This is a genomic window from Streptomyces sp. NPDC088730 (genome assembly GCF_044751215.1).
In the GTDB taxonomy this organism is placed as follows: Bacteria; Actinomycetota; Actinomycetes; order Streptomycetales; family Streptomycetaceae; genus Streptomyces.
Genome location: NZ_JBIVLK010000007.1, coordinates 350,819 through 367,010 on the forward strand (window position 1 = coordinate 350,819; position 16,192 = coordinate 367,010).

Annotated in this window: 15 protein-coding genes; 6 read left to right on the forward strand and 9 right to left on the reverse strand. The window is 73.0% G+C overall.

The features are described 5' to 3' along the window. The first annotated feature begins 8 nt into the window (after nucleotides 1-8). From ACIP89_RS23040 to ACIP89_RS23055, 4 genes are all read left to right on the forward strand, one after another. Nucleotides 9-533: an isoprenylcysteine carboxyl methyltransferase family protein gene (locus ACIP89_RS23040; protein WP_402116440.1), complete on the forward strand. Its 525-nt coding sequence runs from the start codon at nucleotides 9-11 to the stop codon at nucleotides 531-533. Next, nucleotides 530-1,543: an NAD(P)/FAD-dependent oxidoreductase gene (locus tag ACIP89_RS23045; RefSeq protein ID WP_402116441.1), complete on the forward strand. Its 1,014-nt coding sequence runs from the start codon at nucleotides 530-532 to the stop codon at nucleotides 1,541-1,543. The genes ACIP89_RS23040 and ACIP89_RS23045 overlap by 4 nt, the downstream gene beginning before the upstream one ends. 67 nt (nucleotides 1,544-1,610) lie before the next feature. Then, nucleotides 1,611-2,246, forward strand: coding sequence for a class I SAM-dependent methyltransferase (locus ACIP89_RS23050; RefSeq protein ID WP_401928549.1), 636 nt, complete (start codon nucleotides 1,611-1,613; stop codon nucleotides 2,244-2,246). Between the two features lie 157 nt (nucleotides 2,247-2,403). Then, nucleotides 2,404-2,880 carry a GNAT family N-acetyltransferase gene (locus ACIP89_RS23055; protein ID WP_402116508.1) on the forward strand — a complete coding sequence of 159 codons (477 nt, stop codon included), beginning with the start codon at nucleotides 2,404-2,406 and terminating at the stop codon, nucleotides 2,878-2,880. Between the two features lie 324 nt (nucleotides 2,881-3,204). Here the strand turns inward: ACIP89_RS23055 and ACIP89_RS23060 are convergent, their stop codons facing one another. Next, entirely contained in the window at nucleotides 3,205-4,134 is a 930-nt protein-coding gene (locus ACIP89_RS23060) for an SDR family oxidoreductase (RefSeq protein WP_401928050.1), read from the reverse strand. A 119-nt stretch (nucleotides 4,135-4,253) separates the two neighbouring features. Between ACIP89_RS23060 and ACIP89_RS23065 the strand changes: the two genes are divergently transcribed. Continuing rightward, a complete protein-coding gene (locus ACIP89_RS23065; RefSeq protein WP_402116443.1) occupies nucleotides 4,254-4,820 on the forward strand; it encodes a TetR family transcriptional regulator in 567 nt (188 codons plus the stop codon). A 359-nt stretch (nucleotides 4,821-5,179) separates the two neighbouring features. On the opposite strand, the gene ACIP89_RS23070 is transcribed toward ACIP89_RS23065, so the two are convergent. The 5 genes from ACIP89_RS23070 to ACIP89_RS23090 form a co-directional block, all read right to left on the reverse strand. Next, the gene (locus ACIP89_RS23070) at nucleotides 5,180-6,925 is read right to left on the reverse strand and encodes a serine/threonine protein kinase (protein WP_401928045.1); all 1,746 of its coding nucleotides are present in this window, start codon (nucleotides 6,923-6,925) and stop codon (nucleotides 5,180-5,182) included. Nucleotides 6,926-7,068: 143 nt separating this feature from the next. Beyond that, nucleotides 7,069-7,554: an NUDIX hydrolase gene (locus ACIP89_RS23075; RefSeq protein ID WP_401928043.1), complete on the reverse strand. Its 486-nt coding sequence runs from the start codon at nucleotides 7,552-7,554 to the stop codon at nucleotides 7,069-7,071. A 30-nt stretch (nucleotides 7,555-7,584) separates the two neighbouring features. Beyond that, the gene (gene lnt / locus ACIP89_RS23080) at nucleotides 7,585-9,180 is read right to left on the reverse strand and encodes an apolipoprotein N-acyltransferase (protein WP_402116444.1); all 1,596 of its coding nucleotides are present in this window, start codon (nucleotides 9,178-9,180) and stop codon (nucleotides 7,585-7,587) included. Between the two features lie 280 nt (nucleotides 9,181-9,460). After that, nucleotides 9,461-10,024 carry a hypothetical protein gene (locus ACIP89_RS23085; protein WP_073738060.1) on the reverse strand — a complete coding sequence of 188 codons (564 nt, stop codon included), beginning with the start codon at nucleotides 10,022-10,024 and terminating at the stop codon, nucleotides 9,461-9,463. A gap of 68 nt (nucleotides 10,025-10,092) precedes the next feature. Then, nucleotides 10,093-10,878: a glutamate racemase gene (locus tag ACIP89_RS23090; RefSeq protein ID WP_401928038.1), complete on the reverse strand. Its 786-nt coding sequence runs from the start codon at nucleotides 10,876-10,878 to the stop codon at nucleotides 10,093-10,095. A gap of 58 nt (nucleotides 10,879-10,936) precedes the next feature. On the opposite strand from ACIP89_RS23090, the gene ACIP89_RS23095 reads away from it, so the two are divergent. Beyond that, complete coding sequence (locus tag ACIP89_RS23095) at nucleotides 10,937-12,109, forward strand: glycosyltransferase (RefSeq protein ID WP_402116445.1); 1,173 nt, start codon at nucleotides 10,937-10,939, stop codon at nucleotides 12,107-12,109. 16 nt (nucleotides 12,110-12,125) lie between these two features. On the opposite strand, the gene ACIP89_RS23100 is transcribed toward ACIP89_RS23095, so the two are convergent. From ACIP89_RS23100 to ACIP89_RS23110, 3 genes are all read right to left on the reverse strand, one after another. Beyond that, nucleotides 12,126-13,499: a TerD family protein gene (locus ACIP89_RS23100; protein WP_402116509.1), complete on the reverse strand. Its 1,374-nt coding sequence runs from the start codon at nucleotides 13,497-13,499 to the stop codon at nucleotides 12,126-12,128. A 222-nt stretch (nucleotides 13,500-13,721) separates the two neighbouring features. Next, nucleotides 13,722-14,447 (reverse strand): DUF4232 domain-containing protein, encoded by a 726-nt coding sequence (locus tag ACIP89_RS23105; protein ID WP_402116446.1) that lies wholly within the window; start codon nucleotides 14,445-14,447, stop codon nucleotides 13,722-13,724. Between the two features lie 78 nt (nucleotides 14,448-14,525). Continuing rightward, nucleotides 14,526-16,082 (reverse strand): aromatic amino acid ammonia-lyase, encoded by a 1,557-nt coding sequence (locus tag ACIP89_RS23110; RefSeq protein WP_401928031.1) that lies wholly within the window; start codon nucleotides 16,080-16,082, stop codon nucleotides 14,526-14,528. Between the last annotated feature and the right edge of the window lie 110 nt (nucleotides 16,083-16,192).

Below are 16,192 nucleotides of genomic sequence, written 5' to 3' on the forward strand. Positions count from 1 at the left end.
GAGGACACATGAACTGGTACACGGCGCTGGTGCTGGCCGTGGCGGGCGAACGGCTCGCCGAACTCGTCGTCGCGCTCCGCAACACCCGCTGGGCGCTGGCCCGCGGCGGTGTCGAGACCGGCCGCGCCCATTACCCGGCGATGGTCGCGCTGCACACGACCCTGCTGCTGGGCTGTCTGGTGGAAGTCCGGCTGGCGGACCGGCCGTTCGTACCGCTGTTCGGCTGGGCGATGGTGGCCGTGGTGGTGGCCGCACAGGGGCTGCGCTGGTGGTGCGTCCGCACGCTCGGCCATCGGTGGAACACCCGCGTGATCGTCGTTCCGGGGCTGCCGCTGGTGACCGGCGGGCCGTACCGGCTGCTGCGCCACCCGAACTACGCCGCCGTGGCCGCCGAGGGGCTCGCGCTGCCGCTCGTCCACGGCGCGTGGCTGACCGCGGCGCTCTTCACCGTGCTCAACGCGGCGCTCATGACCGTGCGGGTCCGGTGCGAGGAGGCGGCCCTGACCGCCGCTCCGGCGGACGTGACGGCATGATCGACCTGCTGGTGGCGGGCGGCGGTCCGGCCGGTCTGGCGGCGGCGATCCGGGCGGCCCGGCTGGGCCTGGAGACGGTCGTGGTCGAACCCCGCGCCTCGCCCATCGACAAGGCCTGCGGCGAGGGCATCATGCCCAGCGGGGTCGTCGCGCTGCGCGCCCTCGGCATCGAGGTGTCCGGTCACCGGCTGCGCGGCATCCGGTACCTGGAGGGGACGCGCTGCGCGGAGGCGGCTTTCCGGGGGCGGACGGGGCTCGGCGTGCGGCGGACCGAGCTGCACACGGCCCTGCACGGCCGCGCGATGGAGCTCGGCGTCCGGATCGTGCCGGGCAAGCTCTCCGGCGTCACGCAGAGCGGCGACCGGGTCGGCGCGGGCGGACTGACGGCACGTTGGCTGGTCGCGGCCGACGGGCTGCACTCACCGATCCGCCGCGAACTGGGCCTGGACGGACCGGGCGCGGCGGTACGCAGATACGGGCAGCGCCGGCACTACCGGATCGCCCCGTGGACGGATTTCGTGGAGGTCCACTGGTCCCGGCACGGGGAGGCGTACGTGACGCCGCTCGGGGACGGCCTCGTGGGGGTGGCCGTACTCAGCCGGGAACGGCGCTCCTACGACGAGCATCTGACGGCGTTCCCCCGGCTCGCCGCCTCGCTCGCTGGCCGGGACGCGGGCCCGGTGCGCGGCGCCGGACCGCTGCGCCGGCGGGCGCTGGGCCGGCGGTCCGGCCGGGTCCTGCTGGTCGGCGACGCCGCGGGCTATGTGGACGCGCTGACCGGCGAGGGGGTGGCGCTGGCCCTGGCGACGGCCGAGGCCGCGGTGGACTCACTGGCCGCCGGCCGGCCGCAGGACTACCCGGCCCGGTGGCGCAGTCTGACCAGACGTCATCGTCTGCTCACCGAGACCCTGTTGGCGATAGCACGGCATCCGGCGACCGCCCGCCTGATCGTCCCCGCCGCATACCGCGCACCAGCCGTCTTCGGGGCGGCCGTGCACGCGTTGCAGTAATCCAGGGCAGGCGCGAATACTGTCGTCACGGGGGCCGGTGAGATGGCCCGGGAGAGAGTGGATCGTGATGGATTCAGGTCAGCAGCCCACTGCCGCCGCGTCACTGTTCGACGCCATCGGCGCCGAGTACGAGCAGGCGTTCGCCGGATCGGCCGCGCACCATGCCTCGCTGGAACTGCTGCTGGAGCACCTGGCACCGCACAGCCGGGTACTGGACGTCGGCAGCGGCACCGGACGGCCGACCGCGCAGGCCCTGACCGACGCCGGCCATGAGGTGCTCGGCGTCGATGTCTCGCCGGTCATGGTGGACATCGCGTCCCGGCAGGTGCCACGGGCCGAGTTCCGTTGTGCCGATATCCGCGAACTGCCGCTGGAGGACGGGAGTTTCGACGCCTCCTGCGTGTACTTCTCCCTCTTGCAGATGTCGCGCGCCGACCAGTCTGCGGTGCTGGTCCGGGTCGGTCGGGCGTTGCGGAAGGGCGGCCATCTGGCCGTCGCGACCGTGCCGTTGGACCTGGAGGGCGTGAGCGGTGAGTTCATGGGGCGGCCGGCGCGGGTGACCAGCTTCGGTCCCGCGGAATTCACCGCGCTGGTGACCGGGGCCGGATTCACGGTCCTGTCGGAGAGCGGCAGCGTGTTCACGCCGGCCCATCCGGCGGCCGCGCCCGAGCCCCATTTGTTCCTGCTCGCCCGGCGGAACTGACGGGTCGTTCCCGCTCCCCCGGCGGAACTGACGGGACCGACGGAGCTGCCTGAGCGAGCCTTGATCCTCGTCGAACTTGCTGATTCAGTGGGTCGGCATGACTGACACCCGGCCCCTCACCTGGCCCACCGCCCCGATATAAACCGAGCGGCTCGTCCTGCGCCAGTCCGAGGCTCGGGACCGTGCGGTGACCATCGAGCTGAACGCTTCGCCGGAGGTGACCGCGTACCTCGGTGGCCCTCAGCCGCGCGAGGAGCTCGAACGCACGGTGCCCGAAGTGCCCGGACAGCGCCCCGGCTTCTTCGTCGTCGAGCTCGACGGGGAGGCGATCGGCACGATCCTGCTCGATCCGCACGCGGAGCGACCGGGGCACATCCGCCCGGACATCGGGAAGACCGAGCTCGGTTACCTGTTCCTGCCGCGGGCCTGGGGACACGGGTACGCCGCGGAGGCGTGCGCGGCAGCCCTCGCCTGGCTGGCCGACGAACGTCCGGGCGAAGCGGTGGTGCTCCGCACCCAGACCGCCAACAGGCCCTCGATGCGCCTCGCGGCAAAGCTGGGGTTCACCGAGGTGGAGCGGTATCCGGCCTTCGGCGCCGAGCAGTGGTTCGGCGTCTGGTCCCCAGCGCGATGACCGGGTGCGCCTGAACCGTTCACCCCCTCGCGCCGGGGAAGCAGGTGCCGTACAGCTCCTGAACCCGTAAGCAGGCGGCTCTCCGGCGGCACCTTTCCGTAGGCGGTGCGCTCCAGGCGGCGGCCGTACCCGAAGCGTTCGACGCCCGGGGTGATGAGGATGTCGGCGTCCTCTCCGGGGGCAGCGGCGACGGCCTGCACGACCGCGCGTCGGTGCCGTCCCAACCTCACGTCACCGCTCGGGGCACACCCGGCCCGGTCTCCGGCCGGGGCGTCCGAGCGGCGGCCGTCGTCGATGCCGCCCAGCCCCGTCACGCTCGGGACGCTACGCGGACGGGCTGTCGAAGTAGTGCCCCTTGCCGAGGTCCTCAAGGAGCCCGGGGTGGGTCGGCTGCCACCCGAGCAGCTCGCGGGTCAGGGCGCTCGACGCCGGGCCGTCCAGCCCCAGGAGCCCGCCCAGCCAGCCGAAGTGCTCGCTCGCGTCCTCCGCCGGGACGGCGGCCACGGGGAGGTCGAGACCGCGTCCGATCACTTCGGCGACGTCGCGGATCGGTACCCCCTCGTCAGCGACCGCGTGCAGTACGGATCCGGCGGGAGCCTGCTCCAGTGCCAGCCGGAAGAGGCGTGCGGCATCGAGCCGGGCCACGGCAGGCCAGCGGTTGGAGCCGTCGCCGACATAGCCGGAGACGCCCTTGTCGCGGGCGACGCCGACCACGGACGCGATGAAGCCCTTGTCCCCGTCGCCGTGCACCGTCGGGGGAAGCCGCACCACGGACGGACGGACACCGCGTGAGGCGAGGGAGAGGGTCAGCTGCGCGTTGGCCAGCCGGGCCCCAGCACCCTCGAACGGCACCTCGCCGCCGGAGCTGAGCCCGTCCCGCTCGGTGGCGACACGCCCGGGCGCGAGCCCCATCGTCCCGGACGCGATGACGAAGGGCCGGCCGGAGCCCGCGAGCGCGTCGCCGAACGCCTCGATGGCGGCGCGGTCCGCGTCGGCGGCACCCTGGAAGTCGCCCGAGAAGGCGATGTCGTGCTTGAACGCGAGGTGGACCACGCCGTCCGAGGCCTCGGCCGCGCTCCGCAGACCGTCGAGATCTTCGAGGCTGCCGCGACGCACCTCGGCCCCGGCCGCGTCGAGCGCGGCGGCCGAAGCGTCCGAGCGAGCGAGTCCGACGACCTGATGGCCCGCGCCGATGAGCTCGGGAACGACGGCGGAACCGATCCAGCCTGACGCTCCGGTAACGAAGACACGCATGGGAAACCTCCCGGGTAAGCCGACGGCCCAGGCCGAAAAGCTCGGCGGACAGTCGATGTCAGCAACTGTCATCAACGTACACCTGATGCCAGTCACTGTCATCACATAGAATCGCCGCCATGAGCAGATGGGAGCCGAACGCGCGGGGCAGGCTGGAACAGGCCGCGATGGAGCTTTACAGCGAGCGCGGGTTCGAACAGACCACCGTGACCGAGATCGCCAAGCGGGCGGGGCTCACGGAGCGGACGTTCTTCCGGCACTTCAGCGACAAGCGCGAGGTCCTGTTCGCCGGCTCGTCCACGCTCCAGGCCCTTTTCGTGGACACACTCGCGGGCGTACCCGAGACAGCGGCCCCGTTCGATGCCGTGGCCGCGGCGCTCGACGCGGCCGCGACGGTCTTCCAGGACCGTCACGAACAGGCCCGGCAGCGCCAGACGATCATCAACGCCAACCCGGAGCTGCAGGAGCGCGAGCTGATCAAGCTCGCGAGGCTGTCGGCGGCCATCTCCGACACCCTGCGGCGTCGCGGTGTCCCGGAACCGGCCGCGAGCCTCGCCGCCGAGGTGGGGATAGCCGTCTTCAAGGTGACGTTCGAGCGCTGGATCGGCGGGACCGGCTCCCGGGACATGTCGCAGCTCATCAGAGAGGTGCTCGACGAGCTGAAGGCCGTGACAGCGGGCGCGTAGCCCCTCACCACGGTCCCTGCGGCTCCCCCGCCAGCCCGCCGCACGGATGCCGGGATGCCGAAGTGCGCACTCCGCGCCCGGGCGCTCGGCGGCTCCACTCCGGGGCCCGGCAGAGCGTCTGCCCGTACCACCCGGCCACGGTCTGGGCGACGGCGTGCACATCCGGTTCACGTTCGCCAGCAGCCTCGGGCCGCACTGCCTGGGGGTCAGCGCCCGGCAGGACAGGCCCACCCCCGTGCAGCGAGAGGACGCTGTGCGGCGCGGCGAGCCGTACGGGCGCCCGGGTTCTGTGGCGCGTCCTCGCCGAGACGCCGAAGATCTCCGCCTGCGCCGCCTGGCCTGCCCGGCCGGCCGCTTGCTCAGGCGTGGAAGCCGTTGCACACGACCGGGGTGTAATCCTTCGGGCCGCCGTCGACGCGATAGATCACCACCGTCCAGTCGCCCCGGTCGTCCCCCACCGGGATCGCGTCGAGGGTCTTGGCCACGAAGTGGGCCCGGAAGTCGTCGGGGTACTTGAGTCTGACGGCCCCGCCGGAGGACCAGTGGGAGTAGATGTCGACCGGCTTGCTGGTGAATCCGATGCCCTTGGCCTCGGACCGGAGCGGCCGCCCGGTGGCGCGGTCGGTCTCGTGCGGGGGCCGCACGCCCACCGAGACGTAGTAGGGCGCGGGTCTCTTCCCCTTACCGGCGTCCTCGACCCGCATCGACACCGAGGCGGTGCCGGAACCGGTGGTGTGCGACACGGTGGAGATCAGACCGGGCGGTGGCAAGGTCTCGGGAACCTCGTCCGTATCGCAGCCTCCGCTGCCCAGAGCGGCCTGGTCCGGATCGTCGGACAGGGTCCAGCGGTCCTGCGAGACCCGGTCGTTCACTATGTGGTCCGGCGGGCTCTTCGGCTTGTCCGCGGTTGCCGAACGGCTCGCGGCCGGACGGCCGGACGCGGTGGCACCGGGCTCGGCCGCGGCACCGGTGCCCCCGCCGTCCGTCTCCGGGAGCAGCCAGACCGTCACCGGCACCGCGACCGCCACCGCGCACACGGCGGCCCAGCTCCTCCCCCGCCGCGGGCGCCCGCCCGCCGCTGAGGACGGCCGCAGACCGGCCGTCGAGGGGCCCGCCGCCGGCCGGTCTGCGGGGGCGGGCTCCGCCCGCCGGGTCGGGGCGGCGGTCCCCCGGGCCGGCACCGTGTCCGTCTCCGGCGCCGCGTACGCACGGGACGCCATGGGAGCCGTGGTCGCGTCCCCCGGTACCAGGACGGCTCCGGCGGCGCGGACCAGCGCGCCGTAATGGGCGTCCGACGCCAGCGGCGAGTCCACCCCGCACAGTGCGATCACTACGGCGGGCGCCGGCCGCTCCGCGGGGTCCTTCTCGACGCACATCCGGATCAGCGCGGCCAGGTCCGGCCGCACTCCGGCCAGGTCGATCTCCTCGTGCACGGTCCGGTAGCTGACCGAGGCGGCGTCGCCCGTGCCGAAGGGGGGCCGGCCCGTCGCGGTGTACGCGAGCGTGGCGCCCAGCGCGAAGACGTCCGCCGCCGGGCCCGCCTCGTTGCCCAGCAGTACCTCGGGGGCCGTGTATCCGGGTGTCCCCGAAGCCATCCCCTCCGGAGTGAGGACCGACTGCTCGATGCCCCGTGCGATGCCGAAGTCGATCAGCTGCGGCCCCTGCGGCGAGAGGATGACGTTGTGCGGCTTCAGGTCCCGGTGCGTGACTCCGTGCACGTGGACCGCGGCCAGTCCCTCGGCGAGTGCGGCCAGCAGCCGCAGGGCGCTGTCCGGCGGAAAGGGGCCGCCCGCGCGGACGGCGGCGCGCAGCGTGGGCCCCGGCACGTACTCCGTGGCCAGCCAGTAGGGCGACGAGCCGAGCGAGGCCTCGATCAACTGGGCGGTGTACACGCTGCGTACGGTCTCGACGGTCGCGGCCTCGCGCCGGAACCGGGCCAGTGCCTCCGGGTGATCGCTGATCTCATCGCGGATGACCTTGACGGCGACCAGCCGCCCGCCGGGTGACCGGCCGAGGTACACCTGCCCCATGCCGCCCGCGCCGAGACGGCCGAGCAGCTGGTAGGTGCCGATGCGGGCGGGGTCCTGGGGCCTCAGTGCGTCCACGGCCCGACTGTGCCACATCCGCAGACGCCGGACCACAACTCCCGCCCGCACGACCGGGATCCGTGCACCGGGCGGCGGTCCCGCCGGTTTCCGGGCGGGTGCCGCGGAGCGGGCGGCGGCCGTTCGCGCCGCCGCCCGCTCCGTCACGTTCGGTGCGGCTCTGTCGCCTCGAACCAGGTGGGTCCGTCGTTGAGCGACTGCTTGATGCGCATGAGCGCGAACTCCTCCAGCGGCGGCAGCGCGTCGACACCGAACCAGCCCACCTCCAGCGACTCGTCGTCATTGACGCGGGCCTCGCCGCCGGTGGCCCGGCAGCGGAAGGTGATGTCCAGGAACTGGCACCGGTCGCCGTTGTCGTACTGGATGGCGGGCAGCGCCTGGGTCAGTACGACGCGCTCCGCGACGCAGTGCACGGCCGTCTCCTCGTGCACCTCGCGCTCCGCCGTCGCCGCCGGCTGCTCCCCCGGCTCCGAGATGCCGCCGATGACCGACCACTTTCCGGTGTCCGCGCGCCGTCCGAGCAGCACTCTGCCCTCCTCGTCGAAGACGACGGCGCTGACGCCGGGCAGCAGGAGCAACTGTTGACCCGCCGTGGCGCGGATCTCTCGGATGAAGTCAGGAATTGCCATGAGATGAGCCTACGTCGCGTGCGGAGCCGTTCAGCGGGCGCGGCGGGTGCGGACCGCCCGCGTGGCGACCCAGCCGAGGCCGATGACCGCGAGCAGCGAGAGCACCCCTTCGGGCAGCGGCCCCATCCTGGTCGCGGGGGTCAGTGAGGACCGCAGCGGCACCTCTTCCACCAGTGCGTCCGGGGTGAACATCTTCGTCTTGCGGACGACGGTGCCGTCCGGGCGGATGACCGCGCTGACGCCGCTGGTGACCGGGACGACGACGGACCGGCTGTGTTCCACCGCGCGCACCCGGGACATGGCCAGCTGCTGGTACGTCATCTCGCTGCGGCCGAAGGTGGCGTTGTTGCTGGGCACCGCGATCATCTGGGCGCCGTGCTCGACCGTGTCCCGGACGGCGTCGTCGAACGCGGCCTCGTAGCAGGTGACGAGCCCTGCGTAGGTGCCGGAGAGGTCGAAGACGCCCACCTTCTTGCCCGGCCCGAAGTCGCGCTGCACCCGGTCCACGTCCGAGCTGAAGAGGCGCACGAAGGAACGCATCGGCATGTACTCGCCGAACGGCTGGATGTGGCGCTTGTCGTACGTGGCCACCGGGCCCTTGTCCGGGTCCCACTGGATGAGGGTGTTGCGCAGATTGCCGGTGTCGGGCTCCACGACCGCGCCGACGACGGTCGGCACCCCGATCGCCCTCACCGCGTCGTCGATCACGATCTTCGCGTCGGCGTTGCGGTAGGGGTCGAGGTCGGAGGAGTTCTCCGGCCACAGGACGAAGTCGGGCTGCGGCACCTTGCCCGCCTTCACGTCCCGGGCGAGCTGCTCGGTGCGGTTCGCGTGGTTGTCCAGGACGGCCCGGCGCTGGGAGTTGAAGTCGAGGCCGAGCCGCGGCACGTTGCCCTGGATCGCGGCGACGGTGGCGGTGCCGTCCTCGGCCGAGTCGTCCACCAGCGGCAGCGACGCGAGTGCCGCGGCGACCGGGACGAGGACGGCCGCCGCGGTCACCGCGGCGGCCAGCCGGGGCAGTTCACCGGTGGCGCGGCGGACCCGGAACCGGCGGACCGCCTCGAAGAGCCCGAAGCCGCACAGCACCACGGCGAAGGAGAGCAGCGGTGTGCCGCCGAGCGCGGCGAGCGGCAGGAAGACGCTGTCCGCCTGGCCGAAGGCGATCCGGCCCCAGGGGAAGCCGCCGAACGGCACCCTGGCCCGTACCGCCTCGTTCAGGGCCCAGACCGCGGCCGCCCAGAACGGCCAGCCGGCGAGCCGGGACACGGCGGAGATGCCGATGCAGCCCACCGCGATGAACAGTGCCTCTGCGGCCGCCAGGGCCAGCCACGGCACCGGGCCGACCTCTTCCCCGGTCCAGTGCAGCAACGGCAGCATGAAGCCCAGCCCGGCGAGCAGGCCGAGGCCGAACGCCGCGCGGAGCCTGCGCTCGAACAGCACCCAGCCCAGGAGCGCGAACCCGGGCAGAACCAGCCACCACAGGGGCCGGGGCGGGAAGCTCGCGTACAGCATCAGCCCGGAGAGCACGGCTGCGCAGGGACGGACGAGCCGAGGCAGCAGACGCCTGGCTCGATGGACGGAGGCGGGCTGCTGCGGGTCGCCGACCGGGGCGATGGTGGTGCTCACCAGGCGGAGTCTACGGTGGCGCGCTGTGCGCCCGGCAGCCCTGTCCCGATGGCGGAATCCGCACTACCGGTCGTTTCTCCACATGTTCGGCGCAGATTTCTGCCGGGCGTCCGCCGGGGCCGTTCATCTGTCCGGCGGTCCCCCGCCGACCGGCCGGATCCGGCCGTCGCGCACGGGACCGTCGCAGGCCGGGGGACGGGACGTGATGAGGGCGGACCGGATGCCGTACTGAGGCCGTCCGCTGCCTCGTGCGTCCGGCCCCGGTGGCCGGCGCGGTGTCTCAGGCTCCGGCCGGGGCGCCGGTGGCGGGCAGGTGGAGCCGGTCGCGGATGAACCGGACGCCCGCCTCCGCGTCGTCCACCGTCACGGTGAAGGTCCTGCCGTCACCGAGCCGCAGCACCAGGCCCTCGCCGCGCCGTACGACCACGGCGGTGCCCTGCTCGGGGCGCCAGCGGTAGCCCCAGCCGCCCCACTGGCGCGGGGTGACCCGGGGGGCGAACTCCGCGCCCACCACATGGGTGAGCAGGATCCGGCGGCGCGGCAGCCCCATGTGGCCGCAGCGCACTTCGAGGGCGTCGCCGTCGACCCGGACGGCGACGTTCACGAAGGCAAGGGTGCCGAAGAGCATCAGCAGCCCGGCCGCCATGCAGCCGATCACCGACATCAGCAGCGGTGCGATGCCGGAGGTCCAGGTGGAGCTGACGGCGAGCTGGATGCCGAGTGCCAGGCAGGCGGCGCCCGCCGCGGCCAGCACCCACTGGGTCCGGTTGGTGGCCCGGCCGGTCCAGACCGCCGGGTGGGAGTCGGCTCCGCTGTGCCTCGGTTCTCGGGGGTGGTCCCTCATGCCAAGCAGCGTACTGAAGAAACCGCGCGACGGAACGGGTCCGGCGTCTCCGGCCGGGTCGCCCGAGGTCAGCGGGCGGGGGTCGCCACCATGAGCCGGCGCCCCTCCGGGTAGGCGAGAGCGGCTTCCGGCATCCCGGACACCCGGCCGCCGAGGAGCACCACGAGACCGGCGCCCGGTTCGGCCGACGGAGCGGGTTCGGCCCCGATCCGGCGCAGCGCCTGGGCCGCGACGGCTCCGGCTGAGGGATACAGCGCCACCGTGGGCCGGCCGGGCCGGCGCACGGCCTCGCGGATGCGCTCGGCGACCAGCTCGTAGTGGGTGCAGCCCAGCACGACGGCCCGGACGTCGGGCGGGGTGAGCGCGGCGGCCGCGGCGATGGCCCGGTCGATGCCCTCCTCGTCCGCGTACTGCACGGCGTCGGCGAGGCCGGGGCAGGGGACCTCGGTGACGGCGGCGGAGCCGGCGAAGTCCCTGATCAGTCCTCGCTGGTACGGGCTGCCCGTGGTCGACGGGGTGGCCCAGATCGCGAACGGTCCGCCCGCGGCCGCGGCCGGCTTGATCGCGGGGACGGTGCCGATGACCGGCAGGGCCGGTTCGAGCTCCGCGCGCAGCGCCTGGAGCGCGCGCACCGAGGCGGTGTTGCAGGCGACGATCAGCGCGTCGGGCCGGTGGGCGGCGGCCGCGCGGGCGACGCCGAGAGCGCGCTCCGTCACATACTCGGGAGTACGGGGGCCCCAGGGCATGCTGTCGGGGTCGGAGGAGAGCACCAGATCCGCGTCCGGCCTCAGCCGGCGTACTTCTGCGGCGGCGGCGAGCAGGCCGATTCCGGAGTCCATGAGCGCGATCTTCACCCGGTCACCATAGTCGACCACTCTTGCGGTCCCGGCTCAGTGGGGCAGACTTCGGCCAATGAGCGCCATTGTCTGGATCGCCGTGGGTTCCGTCGCCGCCTGGGTGTGGCTGTTGCTGGGACAGGGATTCTTCTGGCGGACGGACCAGCGGCTGCCGGACAGCGCGGAGCCCGCCGACTGGCCGTCCGTCGCGATCGTCGTCCCCGCGCGGGACGAGGCCGACATGCTCCCGCTGAGCCTGCCGTCGCTGATGGTCCAGGACTATCCGGGACCGGCCGAGATCTTCCTGGTGGACGACTGCAGCAAGGACGGCACCGGGGATCTGGCCCGCGCGCTGGCCGTGCGGCACGGCGGGCTGCCGGTGACCGTGGTGTCGCCCGGGGAGCCGGAGCCGGGCTGGACGGGAAAGCTCTGGGCGGTGCGGCACGGGATGGCGCTGGCCCGGGGCAGGGATCCGGAGTACCTGCTGCTCACGGATGCCGATATCGCGCACGAGCCGGACAGCCTGCGGGAGCTGGTGGCGGCCGCCCGATCGGGCGGGTTCGACCTGGTCTCGCAGATGGCGCGGCTGCGGGTCCAGAGCACCTGGGAGCGGCTCGTCGTCCCGGCCTTCGTGTACTTCTTCTCGCAGCTCTACCCCTTCCGGTGGGTGAACCGGGCGGGAGCACGGACCGCGGCGGCCGCGGGCGGCTGCGTACTGCTGCGGACGGAGGCCGCCGTACGGGCGCGGGTGCCGGAGTCGATCCGGCAGGCGGTGATCGACGACGTGTCGCTGGCCCGTGCGGTGCAGGACAGCGGCGGCCGGATCTGGCTGGGGCTCGCGGACCGGGTGGACAGTGTGCGGCCGTACCCGTGCCTGGCCGACCTGTGGCGGATGATCTCCCGGAGCGCGTACGCCCAGCTGCGGCACAGTCCGCTGCTGCTGCTCGGCACGGTGCTGGGGCTCGCGCTCGTCTACCTCTCGCCGCCCGTGACGCTCGTGGCGGGACTGCTGGCGCCCGATTCCGTGGCGGCCTGGACGGGGGGCGTCGCCTGGGTCGTGATGGCCGTGACGTACATGCCGATGCTGGGGTACTACCGGCAGTCCCTGTGGCTGGCGCCGCTGCTGCCGTTCACCGCCCTGCTGTACCTGCTGATGACGGTCGATTCGGCCGTCCAGCACTACCGGGGCCGCGGTGCGGCCTGGAAGGGGCGTACGTACGCGCGTCCCGAGGCCGCACCGGACCGGTGAACCGGCGGGCGGGGGCTCATTTGCGGCCGGGGGTCCAGTTCATGCCCCAGCCATAGGCCTGGTCGATGGTGCGCTGCGGGCTCACCCCGCGCTGCGGCACCAGATAGCGGGCCTCCCGCTGCACGGTGAGATCGCCCCCGTCGTTGCTGATGAGCGCGAGTGCGCAGACCGTGGACGGGACGGTGCACTCGTCGAGCGAGAAGTCGATCGCGGCGCCGTGCTGGGGCTTGAGGGTCACCGTGGCGTGCAGATCGGCGAAGCTCCGGGCCCCTTCGTAGATGGTGACGAAGATCAGGATCCGGCGGATCCTGGACTTCTGGTCGAGGTTGATGGTCAGGTTCTCGCCGGAGGCGACAGCACCCGTCCGGTCGTCGCCGTCGAGATGGATGTAGGGCGCCTGCTGAAGGGCGCCGAAGGCGTTCCCGAGCGCCTGCACCACGCCCTTGCGGCCGTCGGTCAGCTCGTAGAGGGCACAGAGGTCGAGGTCGAGGTCCGCGTGGTTCGCGACGGCCCGGCCGAGCTTGCTCCCCCATCCCTTGAACTGCTTGCGCACCTCCCAGTTGAGGTTGACGCGCATGGATCCTGAGGTACCGCCCTGCTTGGCGAGCGAGACCGACGGCGCCTCCTTGGTCAGCGTCACCTTGGTAAGCCGGACGGGCTGGGTGACGGGCGGAGCCGGAGGAGCGGGCGGGGCCGGGGGCGCCGCCGGGGCGGTGGCCGGCCGGGAATACGGTGACTGAGGGGGCGTCGGCTGCTGCTGCGGTGGCGGCACGGAGTCGACCCGTGTCGCCGGGTTGGGCCGCTGGGGGTGCGCAGGTGCGTGGGGCGGCGAGGCCTTTTGCGGTTGCTGCGGCTCGTCGACGGAGATCCCGAAGTCCGTGGCGAGGCCTTCGAGCCCGCTCCCGTACCCCTGGCCCACGGCACGGAACTTCCAGGCGCCCTGGCGCCGGTAGAGCTCACCGAGGATGAACGCGGTCTCGACGGTGGCGTCGGCGCTGTCGAAGCGGGCCAGTTCCGAGCCGCTCGCCGTGTCCGTGATCCGCACGTACAGCCCGGTCACCCGGCCGAACGTGCCGCCGTCCGCGGAAGCCGCCAGCACGATGCGCTCGACGGCGGGCTCCACCCGTGCCAGATCGACGGCCAGGCTGTCGGTGGCCGCACCGCCGGTGACGCGCTTGCCCTCGTGGCGCACCGCGCCGGACGCGTGGGCCGGCTGGTTGTAGAAAACGAAGTCCTCGTCGCCGCGCACCTTTCCCGAGCCGAGGAGAAGGAGCGCGGAGGCGTCCACGTCCGGCGTCCCGGGGGTGGTGTGCCACCCCAGCTCGACGCGCACGGCCTGTGCCGCCACTGGAACATTGGCTCCCTTGAGCATGGTCATGCTCGCCCCCATCGTGAGTCCGGCTGCCGAAACCTTCCCGGTCAACCTAATGCTTCGCGCGGCGGGGCCTCCAGCTTCGGCCGCGTGAGCCGCGCGGCCGGTGAGCGGAGGGTGCGGGCGGCGTCCAGGGGGTGTCCGGAGTGGTCCGCTCGTGACGGCACCGGCCGCCGGGAGGCCAGCCCCGCTCCCGCGGTCTCTTCGGGGCGATGGCCGGATTCCCGGCGGCGCGCCGCCTCAGCGCTCAACCGCGGTGGTGGTGAAGCGGTCGCCGCACACCCGGAGGCCGTTGGTCCGAAGGGTGAGCGCCTCCTTGGAGCCGGGCGGGTAGACCCTGAGGTAGTCGGGCTCGCGCCAGCAGCCGGAACCCTTGATGCCCCGGTTCAGGGTGTGCAGCGTGACGGTCGCCGTCCCGCCCGCGCCGATCGCGGTCCGCTGCCCCGGAGCGCCCTCACGCTCGGCCGGGACGCCGATCACGCTGCCGTCGCGCCTGATCATCGAGACACCGGGGAATCCGTGCAGGGTGCAGGGGTGCCCGGACTTGTTGGTGAACGTGAGCCGGTAGTAGATCTGGCCCGCCCCCGCGTCGGCGGTGCCGAGGCTCATCGCCAGGGCCTCGGTGGTGCAGCGCGGGGGCCGTGCTCCGGAGGCGGCGGAGTCCGGGCCGGCCGCGTTCCCGGGTGCGGCCGAGCTTGCGGGGGCGCCCGTGGCCGCTGCCGGTGCCGAGGACGACGGATCGGCGCGGTGACGCGTCGTCGGCGCGCTGGTGGCGGAGCCGCTCGGGGCGGGCTGCCCGGCCGAGGCCGTGGTCCCGCCGCAGCCGGCCGTGACGAGCGCGATCGACGCGGCCGCGACCGGGACGAGAAGCCGCGGGCGGAGCGTACCGGCCCGCCGGGGCGTTCTCCTCTCCCGCGACCGGAGCGACCGCTCGGACGGTGATGGGGTGGTTCGAAGTGAGCCCATACCCCTCGCCTGCTCGATTTCTCGCGGTCTGCACCTGCCGGGAGGAATATTCGGGCCGCACGCCAGGACGGTCGCACCTCACCCGCGCCGCACCACACCCTGTCCGTCGAAGGCCGTCGCGCCCCGCGAGCCGAGGTCCAGCCACAGTTCGGTGAAGCGGTCGAGCAGCCCGGCCGCGGCCGTCACATCGTCCGTCAGCGGCCGGTCGGCCAGCTCCGCGTCGAGCACCGCGTCCGCCAGGGCGAAGGCCCGGCCGACGGGCGGTTCCGGGTCGAGCCGCATGTCGCGCTGGCGCAACGCCCTTACGGCCGCCACGAGTTCGCAGCCCACGACCAGCCGGTACGCCTCACACGCACGCAGCGTCTGACGGGCCGCCAGTGAGGCGAAGCTGGCCTGCTCCTCGACCCCGCGCGAGAGCACCGCGTGGCCGAGCGAGGCGGGCGCGGAGAAGGCGCGCAGATCACCGAGCGCCGCCCCGGCCGCGTACTCAAGGATCATCACGCCCGACGCGGCCGGCGAGCCGTCCGCGAGGAACGGCCGCAGCCGGGTGAAGGCAGGTTCGTTCAGCGTGGACAGGCGCGAGGTCGAAAGCCGCGCCACCTGCGTCACCGCCAGCCTGAAGTGGTCGAGGGCAAGCGCGAGTTGGGCGATGTAGAAGCCGCCGTGGTGGTAGGCCGCCATGTCCTCCGCCGAGATCAGCGGGTTCTCCGCCGCCGCGTTGATCTCGACCGTGAGGACGTCTTCGAGCGCGTCCGCCGCATCGTGCGCGGGCCCGTGGATCTGGGGCACGCAGCGGAAGCCGTACGGGTCCTGGATCCGGCCGAGCGGCGGCGTGGGGCGGTCGGCGGCGCCGAGCAGCAGTCGCATCCGCTCCGCGACCGCGTACGAACCGGCGTGCCGCCGCGCCTCGTGCACGGGCAGCGCGTACGCCTCGTACGAACCGTCGGTCGCCATCAGGGACAGCGCCGCGACCACCTGTGTGGCTTCGATCAGGCCGCGCAGCTCGTGCAGCGCCAGTGCGGACTGGCCGAGGGTGAGGGCGTTGCTGCTGATCAGGGCGAGGGCGTCGTTGTTGTCGAGGGGCTGCGGCACGGGGGCCGCTCCCGGGCCCTGCCAGGGGTGTTCGCCGGCCAGCGCGAGGCCCATCTGCGCGAGCGCGGCGATGTCTCCGGTGCCGACGGAGCCGAATTCGTTGACCTTCGGACAGGCGCCCGTCTCCAGCGCCTCGCAGAGGGCCGTGACGACGGTCGGCCGCAGACCGGCGCCGCCCGCGAGCAGCTGGTTGGCCCGGACGGCGAGCATGGCGCGGACCTGCCGCGCGGGCAGTTCCGCACCGATCGATCCGGCGTGGCTGCGCAAGAGCCGCAGGCCGTGGTCGGCGGCCTCCTCCGTCGGTACGGACTCGTTCCGGTTCGCACCCACACCGGTGGAGCGGCCGTAGACGCGCCCCCATGAGGCGATCTCCCGCGCAGCGTTCCACGAGGTCTCCACACGCTTCATACCATCCGCCCCAGGAACGGGTTTTACGGTGGATTCGGCCATGCGTACGACATCTGCGACCATCAGTCCGCGGCCGTCGAGGGTGACAACCGCCTCGCTTCCGGCAGTCACCCCGTCCGCGATATGAGACGACATCACGTGCAATTCCTCCTCAACCGGAAGCCCTGTCTTGCCCTACGGCCACTTGTCACCAGGGATTTACCCCTGAACGGCGACTGACTATTGACAATCTATTCAGACACCAA